This is a genomic window from Pseudoalteromonas sp. NBT06-2 (assembly GCF_002276045.1).
Lineage (GTDB): Bacteria > Pseudomonadota > Gammaproteobacteria > Enterobacterales > Alteromonadaceae > Pseudoalteromonas.
The window spans coordinates 86,455-107,608 of sequence record NZ_NQMR01000003.1; the positions used below are offsets into that span (position 1 = coordinate 86,455).

Consider the following 21,154-nt stretch of genomic DNA (forward strand, 5'->3'; position numbering starts at 1 on the left):
TAAAAATGACTGAGTTTGGACCCCTTAATTGGACTATTTTAATTGTTTATATTTTAGCTAATTTGTTACTTGGATTTGTGATCAGTAAAAAAGTCAACACTGCTGATGATTTTTATTTAGGACAAAAACAAACCCCTTGGTGGGCAATTGGTATTTCCGTTATTGCGACTTATGTCAGTGCGATGACATTTTTAGGTGCCCCAGCATGGGCCTATAAAGATGGTTTGTCGGTAATCGCGATTCATTTAAATTACCCTTTGGTGATTATTGCGGTAATCACATTTTTCTTCCCATTTTTCTACAATGCAGGCGTTGCCTCCATTTATGAATACCAAGAAAAACGCTTTGGTAAAAAAGCACGAGGCTTGGTTTCTGGGATTTGGTTAATATCTCAAACCATGAGTTCAGCTGCAGTGCTATACGCCACAGCGATTGTACTGAGCTTTATTACAGGTATTCCTGAAATCCCTTGTATTATCATAGTAACAATTATTGCCTTAATTTATACCGTGTTAGGTGGGATCACAGCAGTAATTTGGACCGATGTTATTCAATCAGGTATTTTGTTTATTGGTGCTGGCATCATAATGTATGCACTCATTGATGGTAGTACGACTCCTGTCATGGAGAGCTTAGCTGAGCTAAAAGCTCAGGGTAAAACTAATCCTCTAAATTTCGACTTTGATTTTACTAATGTTACAACAGTATGGTCAGGTATACTCGCAATGACGCTTTATCATATTACAGTGTACGGCACGAACCAAATGATGGTGCAGCGTACATTAGCTGCTAAAAATATTGGTGATGCTAAAAAGTCCTATTTATTAATGGGCTTTCTTGCTTTCTTTGTTTATTTTTTCTTTATTATCATGGGGATCTTGTTTTATAACTACTACCAAGGCAAACCATTCGACAATGAAAATACCATTATTTTAGAGTTCGCGGCTGATTATGGCATGCCCGGTTTAATGGGGATTATTGCAGCAGCAGTGATGGCTGCATCTATGTCTAGCTTAGACTCTGCATTCAATTCTTTATCAACTGTATCAACCATAGATTTTTATAAAAAATACTTCAAACCAAATGAAAGTAGTAGTCATTACCTTTTTATTTCTCGTGTATTCACTGTATTTTGGGCTGCTGTCATTATATTTCCTGCAATTATGTATCACTTACATAGTACAGGCTCCATTTTAGAAGTATTAAGCAAAGTAGGTTCGTACTTTGTCGGTGCACAACTTGGCATGTTCGCTCTAGGATTCTTTTCTAAACATGCAAGTGAACGCGGTTTATTAGTAGGGACTTTTGTTGGTGTTATTGCAGTTGCTTACACAGCTATTTATACAGATGTCGCTTGGCCTTGGTATGCAGCCATAGGTGCCTTCGTAAATATTTTTGTAACTATTATCGCCAGTATCGCAATTGATGGAAAACAGAAAAGTTATTCACCTTACACTATTAAAGGTCAAATAAAAGCTTTTGCTGATAGCGGTTCACCAACAACTGAAAATGGCTGGTATTTAGTGCCAGGTAAAGTAGATAAGGTGTGCTACGCACTATTCGCCTTCTTTATTTTTACATTAATATTTTTATTCTCCTTTGAGCAATTTATTTAAGAGCAGCGAGTAAGTAATATGAATTCAGAACAAGATAGACCAGTAACTCAAATATATTGGCAACCGCTAGCTAAGTTACTAAAACCAGTAGGAAAAAAATCACAAGATCTGATAGGGTTTGACGACGAGTTTATTGATATTGTTGATTATATCATTCGTATAACGCATAGAATTTGGGAACAAAAAAATATCGGTCTATGCTACAAATATTACGCTGATGTTTGTCCTGTATATACTTTAGGGGGTTATTCTCAAAGTGTTGAACAAGTAGTTCAAAATACATTAAAAACTATCGCTGCTTTCCCTGATCGGAGTTTAATCGGTGAAAATGTGATCTGGAAAGCTGAAGCTGATGACAGTTATTATTCATCTCACTTAATAACCAGCATCATGACAAATACTGGTAATTCTGAGTTTGGTTCAGCAACACACAAAACTGGCAGAGTAACAACAATTGCTGACTGTGTTTGTTTCGAAAATAAAATAGTCAAAGAATGGTTAGTACGTGATAACAGCTTTTTAATCAATCAACTTGGTATCGATTTAATTGATGCCGCAATTAGCTTTGCACAATTAGAACCAGATCCAACATTTAAAAATTGGTTTGATAGTGAGTATAAGCGTGTAAGTGGCATAAAACATCGAATAGATCTAACAGTAACATCAAAGGAGTGGGACACTGAAAGCTTTGTTAAATCATGGACACAAACATTATTTAATCAAAAACAATTTTCTACTTTGACAGATTTTTACCATGTTGCGGCTTCACATCAATGGCCTGGTGGCCGTCAATCGACTGGATTAGCACAAATTAGTGGTAGCTTGATACAGTGGCTGTCTCAATGCCCTGATGCAAAAATGACTGTTGACCACTTAGCCGAAGTTGAATTTGATGAAAATACCATTGATATTGCTATTCGATGGTCTATTTCAGGTACGTATAACCCACAGAGTAAACGTCTAGCATCATTGAAAGGTAACAAATTTTTTGTACTGGGTTGTTCGCATTTGCGTGTTAGAAATCAAAAAATTATTAAAGAAATCACAGTATTTGATGAAATCGCCTTGTATGCCAACATGATCAGAGAATCAGGCGCGAATATTACATTGTCTGAGTCAGGAGCTTAAACATGTTTAACAAATTAATAGCATTATATACTAAGGGTGATCTTGCTCAATTGTCCTCAAGTATTCTTCATAGCACCTCATGGAAGCAGCACGATTTTACGGCCTATGGTCATATGCAAATTGAAAGTCAATGGCTTAAAAGTTTACAGCAGTTTGGATTTTTACAATTAAAAAACCAACAAACCGTTAAAAGTGATAAATTTAGTGCCTTATATTTTGAGCTAGCGGCAGATTCAGCCAATAGATCTATCTCTTTATCATTTTTCTTTGAACATAATCAAACGCATATTAAAAAGTTGCATTGCATTGTTGATAGCCTACTTTCAACTCAATTTAAACATAAAGATGTGAGTAAATTAATAAAGCAGCTACCTGCTGTTGATCCCTTACAATTGAGCCAATTTGACCACCAATTACACCCGCAAAGTTATCATGCCATTCCAAGTGATTTCTGCGATTTACCAGAAGACACAGAGGCTTTGTTAAATCAATGGTGGCATATTTGGCAAGAAAAACAATTTGCAGATTTTGAGTTAATTTATAATGCAAAAAGCAAAATTAATATTGCAGGTTTAGGAAATAGTAATGGCTATAAATCGCTCAGAACATTTCATATAAATATGCATAACCGCATTAATCGAAGTTATTGCCAAATTGAAAACATATGTTATGACTCACAACAAAATACGGTCGCGATACAGTGGCAAATAGAGGGAGATTATTTGCTCAATGGGGATATAAAACGTATACGTGTTCCTGTTCTATCTTTTATAACGATTAAAGATAATGTCATTGTGCAAGAGCAATTACAAATTGACTGGTTGTCTTTATGTAAACGATTTCAGCTGACATATCCAGTAATTTAAATAATTTCAACCCTCTCTACTTGGATTTAATTAAGTTTTAGTTAAATCCAAGATTTATATTCCTTGTGTGATAAATTGATTAATGAATAAGCTATTTATCATACTTGTATATACCCAAACCACTTTAAGATGCAGAATTCAGTTGGAATTAGAAACACTTTAGGCAAGACATTAATTGCAGAGAATAGATTATTCCCTTTTCAAGATCAATAACGCAGCCCAAAGCGCTTATAAATCAACCCATCGGGGACTCTGAGCAAATCATGTTCGTTGTTGCCTGCATGGATGTGGGTACTAGAGCAATGCAGGAGATATTCCCGGTCCATCTTATTTCAAGGGAGAAGCCATTAATACAAAGATGCGCCTAGTTCTTAGCAGTCTTGAAACTCGCATCTTGAAGTGGCTGGGTATAAACACAAATTTCAGTCACTTGTTAGCTTCTTTCTATAACTAACATCAGATCTAATTAATAAATACCGCTTTATATTTTATCCCATCAACAACTGAATCCTGCATCTTGAAGTATATTATTGATAATTGAGAGCGACTTTGTATAACTCTTCTTCACACCATAAGCATGCGAATACAATATTGTGATATTTCCTTGGCAAAACAACATTTCACCTGCATTTAATGCTTTTCCAAATGAATGTAAAATATCTCGAGTTTTGAATATTGACACAGCATCAACTATGTAAGATATATCGCCTTTTTCATAACAGCAATATAATAAAGTATAAAACTATTAAATATAAAAAAACGCAGTGCCATAATGGCCACTGCGGTTTGCAATGAGTACTTAGTTATATTTTAAAAAGTATATTTTAAACTAGCACCCCATGTTCTTGGGTCATTCCAGTTAGCTTGTACTGAATTAACAGGCTTAGAGTCTACAATTTGCGAATGAACAACTGCCCGCGTTAAGACAGCTTCATCAGTTAGGTTTTTAACAAATACATCAACTTGTATATTTTCTGTTACTACCCAGCTGATACGAGCATCAATCATTGCATGAGCATCAACTTTAGTTTCAGGTATATTAAGGTCAAATGCATAATAAGCATCTGAATAGTTAACTTGAATATGTGGTATTAAATATGAATCATTACCTAAATCAACTTCATAAGTCGCCGCAAAACCAAGGCTATATTCTGGAGACATAGCAGGAGACCAACCAGCGAAGCTAAATTGACTATTATTGTCATTTATGTCTTGGCGGTCTTCAATATTACCTAATCCAAGTAATGGTCGTAATTGAGAATTACCTACAGCAAAATCATCTGAAAATTCAGAGTCTAGCCAAGCTAATGTTCCAGAGAGTGTTAAGTTATCAACTGGATACCATTGCATATCTATTTCAACACCTAAGGTATCTATATTTCCGCCATTTTCATAATATTCGAAACCTGTATTCGTTCCAGCTTCAACACATTGAAGTACTGTTTGTCCTGAAGTACTATCATTACACGCGACAGCGAACAACTGAGCTTTTACATCTTCGTATTCATTAATAAATGCAGATATATTTAAACGCATCGCACCATCAAGTAAACTGCTTTTCATACCCACTTCATAAGAAATAACATCTTCATTATCATATAAAGGATCCGCACCACGGGCTACGACACGGGCATCATTAGCCCCACCTGTTCTATATCCAGTAGCAGCACTCGCATAGAGCATTAAATCATCGCTTTGATCGTATTCAAATGCAGCTTTCCATAATACTGCAGAGTCATCCCAATCAGGTATGTTATTGCCAGTAAAGGTTTTTTCATCTTTGTTATAACGTAAACCACCTACTAGACGTAAGTCTTTTGAAAACTCATAACGTAATTGACCAAATACTGCTACTGATTCTACTTCATGTGGGTCATAATCTGGGTTACCCCAACTTGGTATTGTAAGAGAGTCAGGGGTGCCGTTGCCTGTTGTATCTTCACGCCATACCCATTCCCAATCTGCTTCTTGATCATAATAATAAATACCTGTAATCCACTGTAGCGGGCTATCATCATTTGAAGCTAATTGTAATTCAGAAGAGAATGTTTTTTGATCATCTTGTCTACCAAAGCCTCCGACAAAATCTAATCCACCATCACTATAGTCATTATCATAGAATTGCTTACCACTTAACTCTGAATAATTTGAAGTCCATTTAACGGCAATATCACCCCCTGTCCATTCAAAAACAGCTGTAGCCGAGAATGCTTCCTGTTTATCCATAGATAAAGCATTACGATAAACATCATATGGTCCAATATCATCGCGTTGCACATCACCTGGCTGATAAATATGACCCGGAGTTACCGTCGCATTTGGGCTAAATACACCAGAACCTGGACTTGTTTCTGTTAGAGAGTAACCAGCGATTTGTTGATAACCCCAAATAGCTTCAGAATTGGCATCTTTGTTTGAGTAATCTACACGAAACGTCGCATTAAAATCATCACTTGGTTCGTATCGTGTTACAGAACGTAAATAAAATTGATTTTTTTCACGTAAATCATCAGATGGACCTGGAATAAAATGGTTATTGATATAACCGTCATGACGATCAGATGCAATAACAACTCTCGTTGCTAAATCATCAGATAAGGGGAGGTTTAAAATACCTTCGTACGCACTACGATTGTAAGCGCCTACTGTAACTTTAACTCCCCCTTCAACTTCACCCATTGTTGGTTTGTTTGTAATTACATTAATACTACCAGCAAATGTATTTCGGCCATATAACGTGCCTTGTGGCCCACGTAATACTTCTATTCGTTCAATATCAACAAAAGCCCCCATTCCAGCCGTTGTCGTTGGCACATAAATACCATCTTGGAAAATACCAACGATTTGTTCTGCGATACCAGTTCCAGCAACACCCACTTCATTTGTACGAGCACCACGCATCGCAGGTCTAACTTCGCCACCTGAACTACCAACTTTTAGTCCTGGGACTGTTTGTTGTAAACCCGTTATATCAATTATTCCAGCTCGCTCAACATCATCAGCACCTAAAACAGTGATAGATGAAGAAACTTCTTGTATATCTTGTGAATGACGGTTCGCAGTAACCATGATTTGTTCTATTTTTTTACTGCTTTCTTCAGTTTTTGCTTCTTCTGCCAAAACTGATTGCCCCAGTAAAATATGTGTTACTGCTAATGCGATTAACGTTTTTGAGTGTTTTCGTAGTGTGACTGGCTTCATGTATAAATCCCCTTTCATTCTATTCATAGTATTAAGCACATTCTTATAATTGTTGCTTGTTATGAGTGTATTTTAATGATTATATTTTACCCATGCACATTTGTACTTCGAAATCATTTTATTGTCAAGGGAATAAAAACAACAATTTATTGACATAAAATCAAAAAACTTACAACAAACACAGGCGTTTTATAACAAGCTAAAAACGAAAAAACACAAAATAACAACGTAAACAATTAAAAAATAATGGAATTTAATATAATTAAACAAGTCAAAAATTAAAGAACTCATAGTTATTAAAGAAAAAATGACAACGCATAAATAATCTAAAAATCTTTAAATTAAGTTAAAAATCATTAAATACGGATAAAAAACACCAAATTAAAGACTGCGAAGTCACAGGTGGCAGCGATTCTCATAATGTGCGGTATGTAGAATAATGCCGTTTATCAAATTGTTGCTCATACATTAAAATGATAAGCTATTAAAATTACTAAATATTATTAGTAATTTTACAAGTTAACAAATGACATTCCCAAAAGTTATGATATTAAATTTTTATATGAATGGAGTCATTAATGACATCATCGGTACCAAAAAATAAGCAAGAACTACATCAGGCTATTACGGTGGCATATGAAAAAATTATTGCTGATTATTTGTCAATTCCTGAAAAGTATTCTCGTTATCCAGGAGTTGAAGGCAATGTTAAGGCTACTGAAATAAGCATCTGTGATACCCTAGCTTATTTAATTGGTTGGGGTAAGCTAGTTTTAAAATGGCATAGACGAAAGTCCGCTGGTAAAAAAGTTGATTTTCCTGAAACTGGGTATAAGTGGAATGAGCTAGGGAAATTGGCACAAACCTTTCATACTCAGTACCAAAAATGGACTTATAGCGATCTTGTAGCAGAATTTCAAACAACAACTTCCGACCTATTGTCGCTAGTTGAGACTTTGAGTAATGATACGCTTTATGGTGTATGTTGGTACGATAAATATACATTAGGAAAAATGATCCAATTTAATACTTCGTCGCCGATGAAAAATATGCGTGCAAAAATAAGAAAGTTTAAAAAAAATAACAATATATATCCAAGTAGCACGGGTATAATATCCTCTAACAATCAAGAATAACATGCATACACATTATACAAATAAATAGCTATATGAAAATAATTCAGTACTCACCTAAGTTAGCAAAAGACTTAACAGATGTTTTTTATGATTCAGTGCATTCAATTAATACGTTAATATATTCTATTGAACAAAAGCATGCTTGGGCTCCATTACCTATTAATTATTTAAAGTGGGCAAATAGATTTAATATAAAAAAACCATTTATACTCACAATTAATAATGAAGTAGCTGGCTTTATAGAATTAGAGTCTGATGGTCATATAGATTGTACTTATGTTACACCAAAATTTGAACGAAAAGGTGTTGCTACAAAGTTGTTAAAACACGCAATGTATATCGCAAAAAAAAACGGTTTAAAAGAGCTATATGTAGAGGCTTCAATTGTAGCTAAACCTTTGTTTGAGAAGTTTGGTTTTATGGTAGAGAATGAAAATAAGGTTAACATGAATAATATCATATTATTAAATTATTCGATGCGTGTAAGGCTATAGCCCTTAAACAATAACTTTGGGCTATTTTGAGTCTATTGTGATCATGGTCATTTTTCATAGCATTATCACCTAGATCGTATTACGGACGTTAATTAATTTAAAAAACGAATAGCCTTGAGTCTATAAATCCCCAGATCGAACATTGAGGACTTCTCAACGGTATTTTGCTGATGTTATAAACTCATTAAAAGACTCACACCAAACCACAACAGTATTAAATAGCTCTAGTTGCGTATAAGGTGGTATTTCAACAATAAAATTTTCAAAAGTTGTTACATCACCAAGCTGTATCATTGAGTGCTTTAGTTGTTCAAATTCAGCTTCTGTTTCAACAAATTTAGGTGACAAATAAAGCTTATAATCAGGGCCTGGAGCGAGCTCTCCTTTTAAAGTAATATAGTCTTCTCCAACTGAAACCTCACCTTCTCCCCAATGAAATATATCACTGCCTTTGAGGTTTATTTTAAACTGGGTCGTATAATCCGCCGCTAAAGATATTTTTTCTATTTTTGCCAATGTTGGAGCTGGCGGTGCGGTGATTATTGGCAGTGAATAAATGCCAATCGCAACTCCGAGAAAGGCGATAAACAAATGGCTAAAGAGAAGTAATATGAATGTTCTTAATTTCATTATATTCCTACTATCAGCTAACAAACTGATAAAATTAAAAGCTCAATTGTAGGTGAAAATTGGCTATCAATCCAACTTTTTACCTTTTTTCTTAACATATATGGTTTTCTTTACACTTGCGATCAAATCGTTATTTTCATCTTTTATTTCAACCATACGCAAAGTCCCAGCCCCATTTATAAAACGTAATAGCGACGGCTAAAATGCTTATAAATGCACAATAGTCAAATAAGCCTATTTGTTTTTCTTTACGCTTTACCGTAAACCAAGAAGTACTTGCAAAATAGAGTGATAGAATACCCATAATTGGGAAGTCTCCTAACTGATATTCTAAATAAGCCGCACTTAAAGATAAAATAACCATAGCAATAAAAAATATATTGCCTGCGAATTTATGAAGACGTAAACCTTTCAGCGCAAGCAAAGCCGTATAGCCAAAAAGTAAGACAAAACTTCCCGCGATAATATGAAATATTAACATGTATTGATCCTAACGACTTTGTCCTAACTAAATTAAACTCTTAATCTTTTTTTGAGAAAGTAATGATGCTTAACGCAATATACCGTCTTCTAAATGCACAACTCTTTTACTTCGCTTAGCAAAGCGATCATCATGAGTTACCATACAAATCGTTCTGCCCTCATCATGCAATTCATCAAATAAATCCATAATGTCACCACCATTTTTAATATCTAGATTTCCGGTTGGTTCATCTGCAAGTAATATAGACGGATTGACCACTAAGTGACTTATTTTAGTTCAGAGTTTATTCTTGACCTATAAATAGATATTTCAGCAAACATTTCTGAGTTTTCATTTGGTAAAGTCGTTAGCATTTCACTCGCGGAGTGAAAGTAACTTTTAGCAGCGAGGTAATTTGAACGATGAAATTCACTTTTACCCAGTTCAATATGAAGAATTATATTATCTGTGATCCTGCGGTGTTCTAACTTTTCAAAAAGGAAGCTTATATAATCTTGCGTAGAAAAATCTGTTTTGGTTTGTATTGATAGATTTAAATTACTATTTTGTGTTTTTAACTGCATTAAAGCATTATGAAATAACTTTGCGTAATGACAGGGATCTGCCTTATCTTCATAAGCAAAAGACCCCCAAAGCCTCAGAGTACCCGATCCAGCACTTTTCATTATTTTCTGTTTTATTTGTTTCTATCAAAATTGAATCACTAAAATAATACTCAATAAAAAAATAACATCCCACGACAGATAATATTGATAAGGCACTTATTACATAGCGGGGTATTTTCATTTTGTTGCTTGAATAATCCGTATGTTTAATTTTCTGATTGAGGCGTTTTCTAACCTCTGTTTATTTTTTTGTTTTAAATCATTGTGGTGATTGCTCTGTAACAATTATTTTTCAAAACAATATTGGTGAAATTTTCATCATTTAAATTTAAGCTATCAGGATCTAAGGTAAACAGCTGAAGGATTTTTGTAACATGTCTATCTGGTACTACAGGGTATCTTGGATTACCTAATCGATCTCGACTGGCAAACCATCGGGTGAGAGATGTTGGATCTAAACTTAAATGGGCAGCAAGATGTTTACGTGTTTTTATTTCTGGGTTTAAACCGCTACGCAATAACGTATTAAGTTTGTTGCGATCTATTTTCACTATACCCAAGCCACTTCAAGATGTGAGGTTCAGGACTGCTGAGCAATTCATGATCTAGGCGCATCTTTGCATTAATGGTTACTCCCTTAAAAAAAGATGGACCGGCAATATGCTCCTGCATTGCTCTAGTACCTACATCCATGCAGGCAACAACGAGCATGATTTGCTCAGAAGTCCCTGTAAGGTTGGTTTATAAATACTTTATGCAGCGTTATTGATTTTGAAAAGGGAATAACCATGTTCTTCAATCAATGCCTTGCCTAAAGCATTTCTAATTCCAACTGAATCCTGCATCTTGAAGTGGTTTGGGTATATATAGTCCGATAAAGTTCACCAAATGGTGGTTAATACAATTACGCTGTTAATAATAAAAATTATATATTGGATTTTGATTCAGCGAAAGTAACAAATGTAAAAATAGAAAATTACTTCAGAACACTAAAGTATTGGAAAATAAATTACTTTTTCCACATAAATTAAAGTTTGACCTTTTAACTTTCCTGACTTAAAAACTTTATAACCTCACTTTTGATAAATATGTGCCCTATTTTATTGACCACAAAAACATCAAGCCAAATGCGGTTGGGTTTTGGCAAGGTTTATATTTTAAGTTGGGAAAATAGACTGACTGAGCCTTTAATTCTCTTCTAATTTTATGCTCCAGCGCCGCGTAAACCATTAAGCAACAAGTCATTACCCTCAACATGAATACTGGTCGAATCTAAATTAATCTCTTTGCATGGCAGTCCTAAATGTTCAACAACACTCGTCGATAAAGTTTGATAGATGTCTGACACGCCCGTTTCATAAAGTTTATCAAGGCAACATCCTAGCACATCGCCATTAATATACTCAGCTTTGATCCCTTTTTACCAATAAGACGCTCAACGGGAAGCTCTTTAAAATATTGTGGATACATGTGTAAGGTGCGACCAACGAAGCCTAATCAATTTAGGATCATAACTTCAACTAGTTGACCATAAGATATAAGTTTATCGTCACATTGATAAGGCAAGCAACCAAACCTAAATGATTTTCTGTAGAATTAATGATATAAAATTTGATAGTTACAATAATTTTAATTTTTTGAAGCAAATAATTTATTAATTTACTTGTCTAGCTACAATATAAGATGATACTTTGCATGCAATATCCAATATATTTTAGTTAACTATGAAAACAATTACAACCAAAACAAAAATGATTTTTTTAGCCCTTTTAGCTTGTCTGATCTCTTTTATATATATATTTTCTCAAAATAAAGAAAAAAATATACTTTTTTATGAAGATACTACACAAGTAACGCGTGTACTAAGTCTATCAAATACAAGAGCTGATAATCATGAACAAGTCAATAACGTACAAAATATCGCTCAAAGCCAAAAAAATTCTAAAAATATAACCAACAATGAAGAAATACATTTATCGAAAAACAAAGTAATTAAACACCTAGGCAATCAAAAACTTGCTAAAGATACTTTACCACCCCAACCTCGTCCTGAAGGCCATGAACTTCAGCAATCACGCCAGTATCAAATTATGCCCCCTCCTGCACCTGATAGTAAATATACTGTAAATCATCAACACACAAACAGACCAGATGTAGGTGTAAACCATAAACATTAAATTTTTATAATCGGATGTTTACACATTCTTCCTTATTCCTTCCACACTTTTTGCACATTTATTTGCAATTATGAAGTTAAGTTAATGAATAAGAGAAGAATCAAATGCAAAACAATAACCTTTTCACAAAAACACTTATTAGTTTATGTTTATCAAGCGCACTTGTTGCCTGCGGTTCTTCCAGCGATAATAGCAATACAGTCGATCCTGTCACTGACGTAAATACAACCCCAACAGCAAATGCAGGTAGTAACCAATCAGTACAAATTAATGATTTAGTTAATTTATCGGCCGCTCTTAGTTCAGATCCTGATGGTGACTCACTTAACTTTAAGTGGTCCTTTAATTCTATTCCTACAGCGAGTAATGCTCAATTAACAAGTGTCACAAATCAAACTACTTCATTTACAGCTGATACTGCTGGTACTTATATACTTAATTTAGTTGTCAATGACGGCATAATTAATAGTCCCCAAGTAAATGTAACAATTAACGCAATTGAGCAAGGTTCAACATCAATAGATATTACAAATATTGAACTTACAAGTCAGGCAGGTTCTTGCTCTGAATATTTAGGTGATTACTATTCAGATGTATCTGATATAAAAAGAAATATAGCCTTTAATGGCAGTATCTCAATTAGTATGAATGGCTCAAAATGTCGTGTGACAGTAAATGAAATTCCTAATCATGATTTTAATGATGAAAGTGCGTCTTTTGCAACAAACGTATCAACACAAACGGGTAGCTACCAAATAGAAAGTTCTCCTACAATGGCTAACAATGTAACCGATATTACCTTAGCTACAAGAAATGGCATTTTTTTGAATGGCGTTATGGTCGATTTGCTCGCAGCCGCATGTTATGACATCGGTGGTGAACCTTTAGGGCAAGAAAAAATAGGCTGTGGTCCAGATCAAATAAATCACCCATGGCGTTATGATCCAATGTCTTCATTAAATGGTTTTGGTACAGATAAACATAATGCTCATACCCAACCAGATGGTACTTACCATTATCATGGAAACCCTTTAGCACTTTTTGATATTGAATGTGAAGCACATGCAACTGAGTCACCTGTTATTGGTTTTGCAGCTGATGGATATCCAATTTTTGGTCCTTGTATTAATGATAATGGTGTGATTAGAGAAGCAAGCTCTAGTTATACTTTAAAATCAGGTATCCGCCAAGATATAAGTGGGTATAGTACTCCAATTTCAGGCGTAGGCGGTATCAATAGTAATAATTACGATGGTCAATTTAGAGGAGATTATGAATTTACATCTGCATCGGGTGATCTAGATGAATGTAATGGCATGACAGTAAATGATCAATATGGTTATTACATTACCAATACTTTTCCTTGGGTTTTAAATTGTTTTAAAGGATCACCAGATTCTAGTTTTACGGCTACAGGGCCTGGATTGACTAATCTTATGCATAGTCATGATGATGAAACCCACAGTCACTAGAAATTAGATTTACAAGAAACTAAAAGCCAACATTTAAGTTGGCTTTTAAAATTTTCTAATAATGTTTTTTTATAAAGTTTTTCTTTAATTTATCTACAAATTTTCGTAATACTAACGGCAGCCGATTTTGATATGAGTGTATTGCATAAACATTCCTCACTTCTCCTTTATATTCAGGTAAAACCTGTTGTAATTGACCTGAATCTAATTCTTCTTTTATAAACACCGATGGTATTAAGCCGATACCGAGACCACATTTGATGCTGCTAATTGCACTTGTAGAGGTATTCACCTTAATTAAGGTATCACTATTAAATTCTAAAGTGTCAGACTTTTGATTTCGTAAATGACTTTTTGATTGCCAAGGCAAAGAGATAAGTGATTGGAGAGTTAAGTTCTCATCAGTTATCAAATCAGATTTCGCAATGTATTGAGGTGACGCTACTAAAATACTGTCTAATTTTCCAATTAATATCGCATTATAATTACTGTCTTTTTGTGGACCTACAGAGATAGCCAAATCTAATTTATTGTTAAGCAAGTCTAAGCGCTCATCAGTATAAATTAACTCAGGTGTTAGTTTCGAGTATTCATCGCATAATCCTGCAATGATTGGTGTTATTAAGTTCGCTTCAAAAGCATGAGGGGCTGTAATTGTAATACGTCCCGCAGGTTCATTATTGTATGTATCTAATTCATGTAGAGTATCAGTTAGTAAATCAACCAATTGAGTACTTCTTTTTGCTAATAATACCCCTACTGCAGTTAAATTTAATGTGCGTGTACTTCTATTCAATAATTTTGTATTTAATGCTGTTTCTAATTGCGTTATGTAATGACTAATTGCTGACTTAGTATGACCTAAAGATTCAGCCGCCAGTGTAAAAGACCCTTTATTTACGACTTCATCAAATACTAGCATTTGATAAGCCAGCTTTCTTTGTTCAGATTTAATGAACATAAACTTCACTTTTTGGTTAATTATCTTTTAATATAATAACAATAAACTTTACTCAATCAAATAACAAGGAAATACAAAATGAGTCAATTAATTAGAAATAATGTAAAGAGCGCATCTCTCAACTGGATAAAAAATTTTAATAATGGCGATGTTCAGGCATGTATAGATAGATATTTACCAAGTGCAATTATGCAGGTCTATCCTTTTGGTAAGTTTAATTCAAAACAAGAAATTTCAGATTTTTGGCTAAACTTTGCTAAAAGTAACCCAACTGATTTAGTTTATAAAAATATACAGATTAAAGTATTAAACAAAAAACAAGCTATTTTATCTGCAAATTGGAGCATGAATATTGCCAGTGGCATTATTAGTAAGGAGCTATGGACTTTAGCTGATGATGGACAATGGTATTTAGAAGAAGATGATTTCAGTGTTTTAACGCAATTGACTGAACCATTGAATGAAAAACAACGCACAGCTTTAGTATTAGTTGATTTTCAAAATGATTATTTTGAAGGAGGTAAATTTCAATTGGAAGAAACCGAAAAAGCAGCAAATCAAGCAAGTAAATTATTAAGTAAATTCAGAGATGAAAATCTGCCTGTTATTCATATACAGCATATATTTGAAGATGAACAAGCTACTTTTTTTGCTCCTGATACTATTGGAATTGAAATTCATCATAGTGTTGCTCCCAAAGACAACGAGGTGGTGATAGTTAAACATTATATAGACAGCTTTACGGATACTGATCTGGAGCAAACATTAATAGAGCTAGGCATTCATAATCTTGTAATAGTTGGTGCTATGGCACAAGCTTGCGTACAAACAATTTGCCGCAGTGCAACACATAAAGGCTACCAATGTACTGTAATTGAAGATGCAATAGCAGCACCAAAATTAGCATATAAAGATGAATCATTTGAGGGTAAACAAATCATTGCCGCTAATTTGTTATCTTTAACTTTTGGTGGTGCAAAGGTTTGTACACTTGATGATTATTTAACAAATTTGCATAATTCAAGCTTACAATAAGGCAACTCATATTATCGGGTAATGGAATTGCTTGCTTGTCGGGGTTTTTGATCAGTGAAGATATTAGAACTGGGGAATTGATTAGCAAATTAGAATCATCATGTTGTCTACGAAATATCAAAAAAGCCCATATGGGCTTTCTTATTTAACATTGACTAGTCCTTAAAAAGAAACTCCTAAATTACATTTCTATCTATTGAAACTTTAAGGTTTTCAATACCACAAGTTTGTTTAGTTTTTGTCATAACGTAAAACTGTGTAGTGGCTGTTTTTGAATAAGTAAGCTTAAGATCCAAGTCTTGGTCTTTATCATACGCATTAGCAGATGTTTGATCTGTTAAACACATTAATTGCGTTAACTTTTTCATTTTTTCTGATGACAAAACATTTTCAATAAGCGGCATTTTAACTTTAGCGTGTGCTTTAGCTTTTACTTCATGCTGTGAAGATAAACTAAATTTATTTCCATCAAAAGAAATCTGACTACCAGATGGCCAATATGAATAATTAAACTCATTCTTAGATATGGGTGAAATGACAACTACACCGCTTTGACCTACTACGGATAACTGTTTTTGACCATCATATGTATCAACAACTAAAGCTGTTGTTTCATCAATACCAAAACCGTACTTTTGATTTGTATGGGCAACAAGCGTAAATAATCTTAAACTTCGATTTCTCTCACTGAAATGGGTATCTAGTATACCTAAATCGAAACTTGCCAAACCACCCTGTTCATCATATGTCAGCGTTTTACTTGGCACATTTTCAGAGCATGAGTTATTTTTTTCGCAATCTTCAGAAGGTCTGATAGATGAAATAGCACCTGTAAGTAACGCTTGTTTTGATGAGCCATTAGTGATCATCGGAACCATACCAAGCTTATTAATACCACCTCCTTGTACCGCAGTACCCGCACTTGTGCCAATTAACATTCCGGTTTCTCTAATTGTTTTAGTCCAAGGATATGCAGTATTGTTTTTACGATAAAAAATAGATTTTGTTAAGGTTTGATCGCCGCCATTAAACATGATGGCATCTGCTGATTTGAGCTTGTTAATCAAAACTTGTTCACCTGCTTTACATAATGTCAGTTCCGCAGCTGTTCTATCTGGATAAACTGCATCTCGATTAACACTGCCAGATAAACCCTGCCTTAGTTTAGGCAAGTTATTACATTGGTTATTATCAATTGCAAAAGCCAAAGCAGGTGTAAGCGGTAACCATTCTACTTCAACCCCGTGATTTGCAAACAAGCCTTCATAAAAATCAGCTGATTCATAAGGATCTCTACTAGATGCTGTTGTAACAATAATTTTAGGATGCTGATTTACCATTTTTAAGCGTTTGATGATTTCAGATAGGATTTGTGTTGAAGCCTCAATTTTATTATTGCTTGTTAAAACTGATTCTTTTAATCGCTTACCATTTTTATTCGTTACCTGAACTTCTAACATATCAAATACAAAATAATATTGCTGATCAGTAAGTGAATTAAGATTTTGTTTATTCGTTTTACGCCAAGTATCAACTAAAACTGATTTATCAATTATTTTATTTTTTAAATGGCTAAACGAAGATAAAATTCGTACTGTTTTATTTTTAATTTTGCCATTTTTATCTGGCCAAAAGAGTTTTATTTTTTCTATTACTGCTGAATTTATTTTGTATTGTGCCGTAGTTTTAGCACTTATTTGTTGAATTTTTGTAAGTGATTGACAGTTTTTTTGTGAAAAACTGCTGCATGTTTTTAAAGCACCGCCAATTAATATTAAACTTTGGTTAACTGGTTTTGCATTTAAATAACCAGGTAAAATCGTAGATAAAACAAGGAAAAGTATCGAAAAAGCAAGTAAATTCGTTAAATATGAAAGTTTCATTTTAAGCCTCTAAGCAAAAATTTTATTAAAAAAATGTTGCACCCAAAATTTGGGTTGTGTTATAACTAAAAATGAAATGAGAACGGGGGCAAGTTAACATCTAGTGTTAACAACTGTCAAAGAAAACTTTTTAGGAACGTAGAAATGTTAAAAAAAGCACCATCGCTTACTACATACTTCTACTCGCCACACTACCTTTCGGAGTGGTTCGACGAGTAGCCACACGAACTATATCTAGTTCGTGGCAGTGCTATTTAATAACCGCCACCTCACAAAATAATTCTAATTATTAAAAAATATTTTTAAAGATACAGTTGTCTTGATTGCGATCAATTTTATAATTGATCCTTGTGATCATAGATCCCTGCTATCTTGAACAACAGGTGATGTGATGAAACGTATGTTAATTTCTCTAGCTGTATCTGCAGCTATATCAGGTTCAACTCAAGCGGCCGAAAACAATAATTCAAACTCAGTGGAAGAAGTTGAGAGAATAGTTGTAACTGGCTCTCGTATCAAAGGCGTTGATTTAGAAGGCGCACAACCATTAACAGTATTAAATCAAGATGATATAAAACGCTCCGGCGCAAATACCATATCTGAATTATTATCAGATTTAGCACAAACTCGCGGCGGAGATGGCTCGTTTTCTACTTCTGAAAGTGGCGGTACTTCAACGTCAACACCAGCTGGTCAAGCAGCTGCAAGTTTAAGAGGTTTAGGCCCATCATCAACACTCACATTAATTAATGGTAGACGTGTAGCACCAAGTTCATTTGCTTCAGGCACAGAAAACTTCGTCGATATCAACAGTATTCCGCTAGCTGCAATTGACCGTATTGAAATATTAGCTACGGGTGCATCCGCAATTTATGGTGCAGATGCAGTTGCTGGCGTAATAAACTACATCTTAAAAGATGATTTTGAAGGTGCTGAAGTTGATGTATCATTTCAAGATAGTACAGCAAGTACTGATGAAAGCAGAAAAAATTTAAATTTCATTTTTGGTACACAAGTCGCTGATGGCAATCTAACTGTTTTTGCTAATTACTTTGACCGTAATGGTTTTTCAGCAACAGATAGAAGTTTTACTAAAGATCCTAAGTTAGAAAGCTACTATTCATATTTACCTAAACTAGAAAATGCGCCAAACATCTATTACTTCTCTAGCCGTGACGGTAATGAACTTGCTTCACCAAACTGTAAAACTGAACTTGTTGAGACTGAATTTGGTGAACAAATTTGTGCTTATTATGGCAATGATGATGATTTACTAGAAACGCCATTCGAAAGTATTTCATCTGGTTTTACTTTCAATAAACAAATTTCAAATTTAGAGTGGCATACCGATTTCTTTTTTAGTAAAACAAAATCAATGGCACAGTCATCTCCTGCAGCAATCAATCAACTTGATGATAGTGAAGGTGTTTGGGTACCTGAAGATGCTTTATTTGATGCTTTTGGTGACGGTGCTGATTTAGCATTTTCTTACGACGACTTATATTTTGACCCATTCTATACACAAGCCGATCGTAAATTGTATGGTATTAAAGTTGATGCCAGATTTAATGATCCAAGAACAGTTGAAGTAGAAAGTGAAAGTTTTAGATTAGTATCGAGTTTGCAAGGCGAAATCGGTGGGTGGGAATGGGAGTCAGGCATTACCTTATCTCGTTCAACTTCAGATCAAGTAGCAACTAAAGGCATATATAATCGGTATAAATTCCATGGTGCACTGGCTGGCGAATTATGCTCTGATGGTTCATTGGCATCAGCTGACAATGGTGAACTAAGCTGTAATACTGGTGATTTACTCAACGCATATAACCCATTTATTTCGGATGATGTAGCAAACGATAGTATTTTAGCTGCAACACAAGAAAAACCGACACGTTCTGGTGAAAGTACAGTTTACGGTTGGGATGCACGAATTAATGGCGAATTATTTGAGTTTGGTAATGATTATGTTCGTGCAGCTATGGGGGTTGAATATCGAAAAGAAGAACTAACAGATATTCCATCACTTAACTCACAAGCAAATAGAGATAATGATTACTTAGTTGATGTATTTGGTTATGGCTCTAGTATCTCTGAAGCGGATCGTACGCAATATGGTGCTTTCGCTGAATTTTATGTGCCAGTTTCAGATGAAATAGAATTACAACTGGCTGGTAGATATGACCACTTTGATGATTTTGGCAGTACATTTAACCCTAAAATTGGCCTGACATTTAGACCGACTGACAGCTTAGTGATACGTGGTTCATGGGCAACATCATTTAGAGCGCCATCACTTACACAAGCAGGTGTTAAACTAAGAACCACAACGTCAACATATGATTGTGGTGCCAATCAAGCGGTTTCAGATTTCTATTGTAATGGTGAAACGAATGAAGTAAGTCCTAACACCATAGAAGTAGGTAACCCAAGCTTAAATGCTGAAGAGTCTGATTCAATTAGTTTTGGTTTTGCTTTTAGCCCATCAGAAAATACTAATTTAACGGTTGATTATTGGCAATTTGAGCACGAAGATATTGTTGATACTAATATGACAGGCATTATGGCTCAAGCATTATCAGATGCAAGTTTACGTCATTGTGGTGTTGTTGCTGATGGTGAAACTGGTATCTCGTTTAAAGCTGATTTATGTGAAGTTGACAGTCTTTATGATTCTAATGGTTTAAATATCTCTCAAGAAGATGCTAATTTAGATCAGATATTAGCTAACTGGAATGATTATAATAACCCAGAAGGCCTACCTGCTGATGAAGTAAGAAATGTATCCTCTTTATATCGTGATCATGTGATCCCTTTAGAGAATACTGGTACGCAAAAAGTAGCAGGTATTGATATTAAATTTGATCATAGGTTTATGTTTAATCAAGGAGATATCAAGTTTGCATTTGATGCAACGCATTATTTAACTTTTGATAGAAACAAACCTGGTTCAGATGAAATAGAATCACTGGTTGGCACTTGGCGTTACCCTGAAAACATTATCAGTGCTAAGTTAAGCTGGTCTGCTGATGATTATTACATAGGTTTAAAAGGTCAATATATAGATTCTTACCTTGATGATATTGAGGGCCTAAAAGATCGTCAAAAAGATGAATTAGCTTCACTAAACGTTTTAGATAGTAACGGTGATCATGTTATTGATTCTTGGACTGTATTTGATCTTTATGCAGGGTACGATTTTAAAGACATGTCTATTGGTTTATCAATAAATAACATCTTAGATGAAGAACCGCCAGTTGCTTATGCTTCTCAACGTGGTTTTGATTCGGTTAATCATGATGCTGATGGTAGAACTTATCGTGTAAGTTTCACTTACGCTTTTTAATAGGCTACCTTCTAATAACAATTCTATTAAGTTAGTGATCAAATATAAATTAGGATAAATTTTCAAGAGCAAGGCGCTTGATTGAGCAATAGCTGGTTATTGTGATTGAAAGCAACGTAGCTA

17 protein-coding genes and 2 pseudogenes are annotated in these 21,154 nt (G+C 34.4%); 9 read left to right on the forward strand and 10 right to left on the reverse strand.

Features of this window, described 5'->3' with window-relative positions; translation table 11 throughout:
- Window positions 1-5 precede the first annotated feature (5 nt).
- Genes CJF42_RS00890 through CJF42_RS00900 form a run of 3 tightly spaced genes read left to right on the forward strand, consistent with a single transcriptional unit; the run spans window position 6 to window position 3,610 of the window.
- Window positions 6-1,616 carry a sodium:solute symporter family transporter gene (locus CJF42_RS00890; RefSeq protein WP_095364859.1) on the forward strand — a complete coding sequence of 537 codons (1,611 nt, stop codon included), beginning with the start codon at window positions 6-8 and terminating at the stop codon, window positions 1,614-1,616.
- 18 nt (window positions 1,617-1,634) lie between these two features.
- The gene (locus CJF42_RS00895) at window positions 1,635-2,744 is read left to right on the forward strand and encodes a nuclear transport factor 2 family protein (protein WP_095364860.1); all 1,110 of its coding nucleotides are present in this window, start codon (window positions 1,635-1,637) and stop codon (window positions 2,742-2,744) included.
- Between the two features lie 2 nt (window positions 2,745-2,746).
- Window positions 2,747-3,610, forward strand: coding sequence for a hypothetical protein (locus tag CJF42_RS00900; protein ID WP_095364861.1), 864 nt, complete (start codon window positions 2,747-2,749; stop codon window positions 3,608-3,610).
- Window positions 3,611-4,420: 810 nt separating this feature from the next.
- Here the strand turns inward: CJF42_RS00900 and CJF42_RS00905 are convergent.
- Window positions 4,421-6,811 carry a TonB-dependent receptor gene (locus CJF42_RS00905; protein WP_095364862.1) on the reverse strand — a complete coding sequence of 797 codons (2,391 nt, stop codon included), beginning with the start codon at window positions 6,809-6,811 and terminating at the stop codon, window positions 4,421-4,423.
- 578 nt (window positions 6,812-7,389) lie between these two features.
- On the opposite strand from CJF42_RS00905, the gene CJF42_RS00910 reads away from it, so the two are divergent.
- Both CJF42_RS00910 and CJF42_RS00915 read left to right on the forward strand, forming a co-directional pair.
- The gene (locus tag CJF42_RS00910; protein WP_212668763.1) at window positions 7,390-7,947 is read left to right on the forward strand and encodes a ClbS/DfsB family four-helix bundle protein; all 558 of its coding nucleotides are present in this window, start codon (window positions 7,390-7,392) and stop codon (window positions 7,945-7,947) included.
- Window positions 7,948-7,979: 32 nt separating this feature from the next.
- On the forward strand, window positions 7,980-8,441 hold the full coding sequence (locus CJF42_RS00915) for a GNAT family N-acetyltransferase (protein WP_095364864.1): 462 nt from the start codon (window positions 7,980-7,982) through the stop codon (window positions 8,439-8,441).
- Window positions 8,442-8,594: 153 nt separating this feature from the next.
- Here CJF42_RS00915 and CJF42_RS00920 read toward each other — a convergent pair whose 3' ends face one another.
- From CJF42_RS00920 to CJF42_RS26550, 7 genes and pseudogenes are all read right to left on the reverse strand, one after another.
- Window positions 8,595-9,071 (reverse strand): DM13 domain-containing protein, encoded by a 477-nt coding sequence (locus CJF42_RS00920; RefSeq protein WP_095364865.1) that lies wholly within the window; start codon window positions 9,069-9,071, stop codon window positions 8,595-8,597.
- A gap of 148 nt (window positions 9,072-9,219) precedes the next feature.
- Window positions 9,220-9,552 (reverse strand): DUF2306 domain-containing protein, encoded by a 333-nt coding sequence (locus tag CJF42_RS00925; RefSeq protein ID WP_095364866.1) that lies wholly within the window; start codon window positions 9,550-9,552, stop codon window positions 9,220-9,222.
- Between the two features lie 69 nt (window positions 9,553-9,621).
- Window positions 9,622-9,816: pseudogene (locus CJF42_RS00930) on the reverse strand (ABC transporter ATP-binding protein); the annotation flags it as partial.
- 5 nt (window positions 9,817-9,821) lie between these two features.
- The gene (locus tag CJF42_RS00935; protein ID WP_095364867.1) at window positions 9,822-10,220 is read right to left on the reverse strand and encodes a hypothetical protein; all 399 of its coding nucleotides are present in this window, start codon (window positions 10,218-10,220) and stop codon (window positions 9,822-9,824) included.
- A gap of 194 nt (window positions 10,221-10,414) precedes the next feature.
- Entirely contained in the window at window positions 10,415-10,711 is a 297-nt protein-coding gene (locus CJF42_RS00940) for a hypothetical protein (RefSeq protein WP_095364868.1), read from the reverse strand.
- Entirely contained in the window at window positions 10,686-10,871 is a 186-nt protein-coding gene (locus CJF42_RS27100) for a hypothetical protein (protein WP_170940421.1), read from the reverse strand. The genes CJF42_RS00940 and CJF42_RS27100 overlap by 26 nt, the downstream gene beginning before the upstream one ends.
- Before the next feature lie 583 nt (window positions 10,872-11,454).
- Window positions 11,455-11,675 (reverse strand): annotated as a pseudogene (locus CJF42_RS26550) (DUF4277 domain-containing protein); the annotation flags it as partial.
- A gap of 209 nt (window positions 11,676-11,884) precedes the next feature.
- Between CJF42_RS26550 and CJF42_RS00950 the strand changes: the two are divergent.
- A complete protein-coding gene (locus CJF42_RS00950; RefSeq protein WP_095364869.1) occupies window positions 11,885-12,337 on the forward strand; it encodes a hypothetical protein in 453 nt (150 codons plus the stop codon).
- Between the two features lie 104 nt (window positions 12,338-12,441).
- Window positions 12,442-13,809 carry a YHYH protein gene (locus CJF42_RS00955; protein WP_095364870.1) on the forward strand — a complete coding sequence of 456 codons (1,368 nt, stop codon included), beginning with the start codon at window positions 12,442-12,444 and terminating at the stop codon, window positions 13,807-13,809.
- Window positions 13,810-13,864: 55 nt separating this feature from the next.
- On the opposite strand, the gene CJF42_RS00960 is transcribed toward CJF42_RS00955, so the two are convergent.
- Window positions 13,865-14,770, reverse strand: coding sequence for a LysR family transcriptional regulator (locus tag CJF42_RS00960; RefSeq protein WP_252097491.1), 906 nt, complete (start codon window positions 14,768-14,770; stop codon window positions 13,865-13,867).
- A gap of 78 nt (window positions 14,771-14,848) precedes the next feature.
- Here CJF42_RS00960 and CJF42_RS00965 point away from each other — a divergent pair, with 78 nt between their 5' ends.
- A complete protein-coding gene (locus CJF42_RS00965; RefSeq protein ID WP_095364871.1) occupies window positions 14,849-15,805 on the forward strand; it encodes a cysteine hydrolase family protein in 957 nt (318 codons plus the stop codon).
- Window positions 15,806-15,981: 176 nt separating this feature from the next.
- On the opposite strand, the gene CJF42_RS00970 is transcribed toward CJF42_RS00965, so the two are convergent.
- The gene (locus CJF42_RS00970) at window positions 15,982-17,688 is read right to left on the reverse strand and encodes a cyanophycinase (protein ID WP_095364872.1); all 1,707 of its coding nucleotides are present in this window, start codon (window positions 17,686-17,688) and stop codon (window positions 15,982-15,984) included.
- A gap of 391 nt (window positions 17,689-18,079) precedes the next feature.
- Here CJF42_RS00970 and CJF42_RS00975 point away from each other — a divergent pair, with 391 nt between their 5' ends.
- The gene (locus tag CJF42_RS00975) at window positions 18,080-21,031 is read left to right on the forward strand and encodes a TonB-dependent receptor domain-containing protein (protein ID WP_502694764.1); all 2,952 of its coding nucleotides are present in this window, start codon (window positions 18,080-18,082) and stop codon (window positions 21,029-21,031) included.
- The last annotated feature ends 123 nt before the right edge of the window (window positions 21,032-21,154 follow it).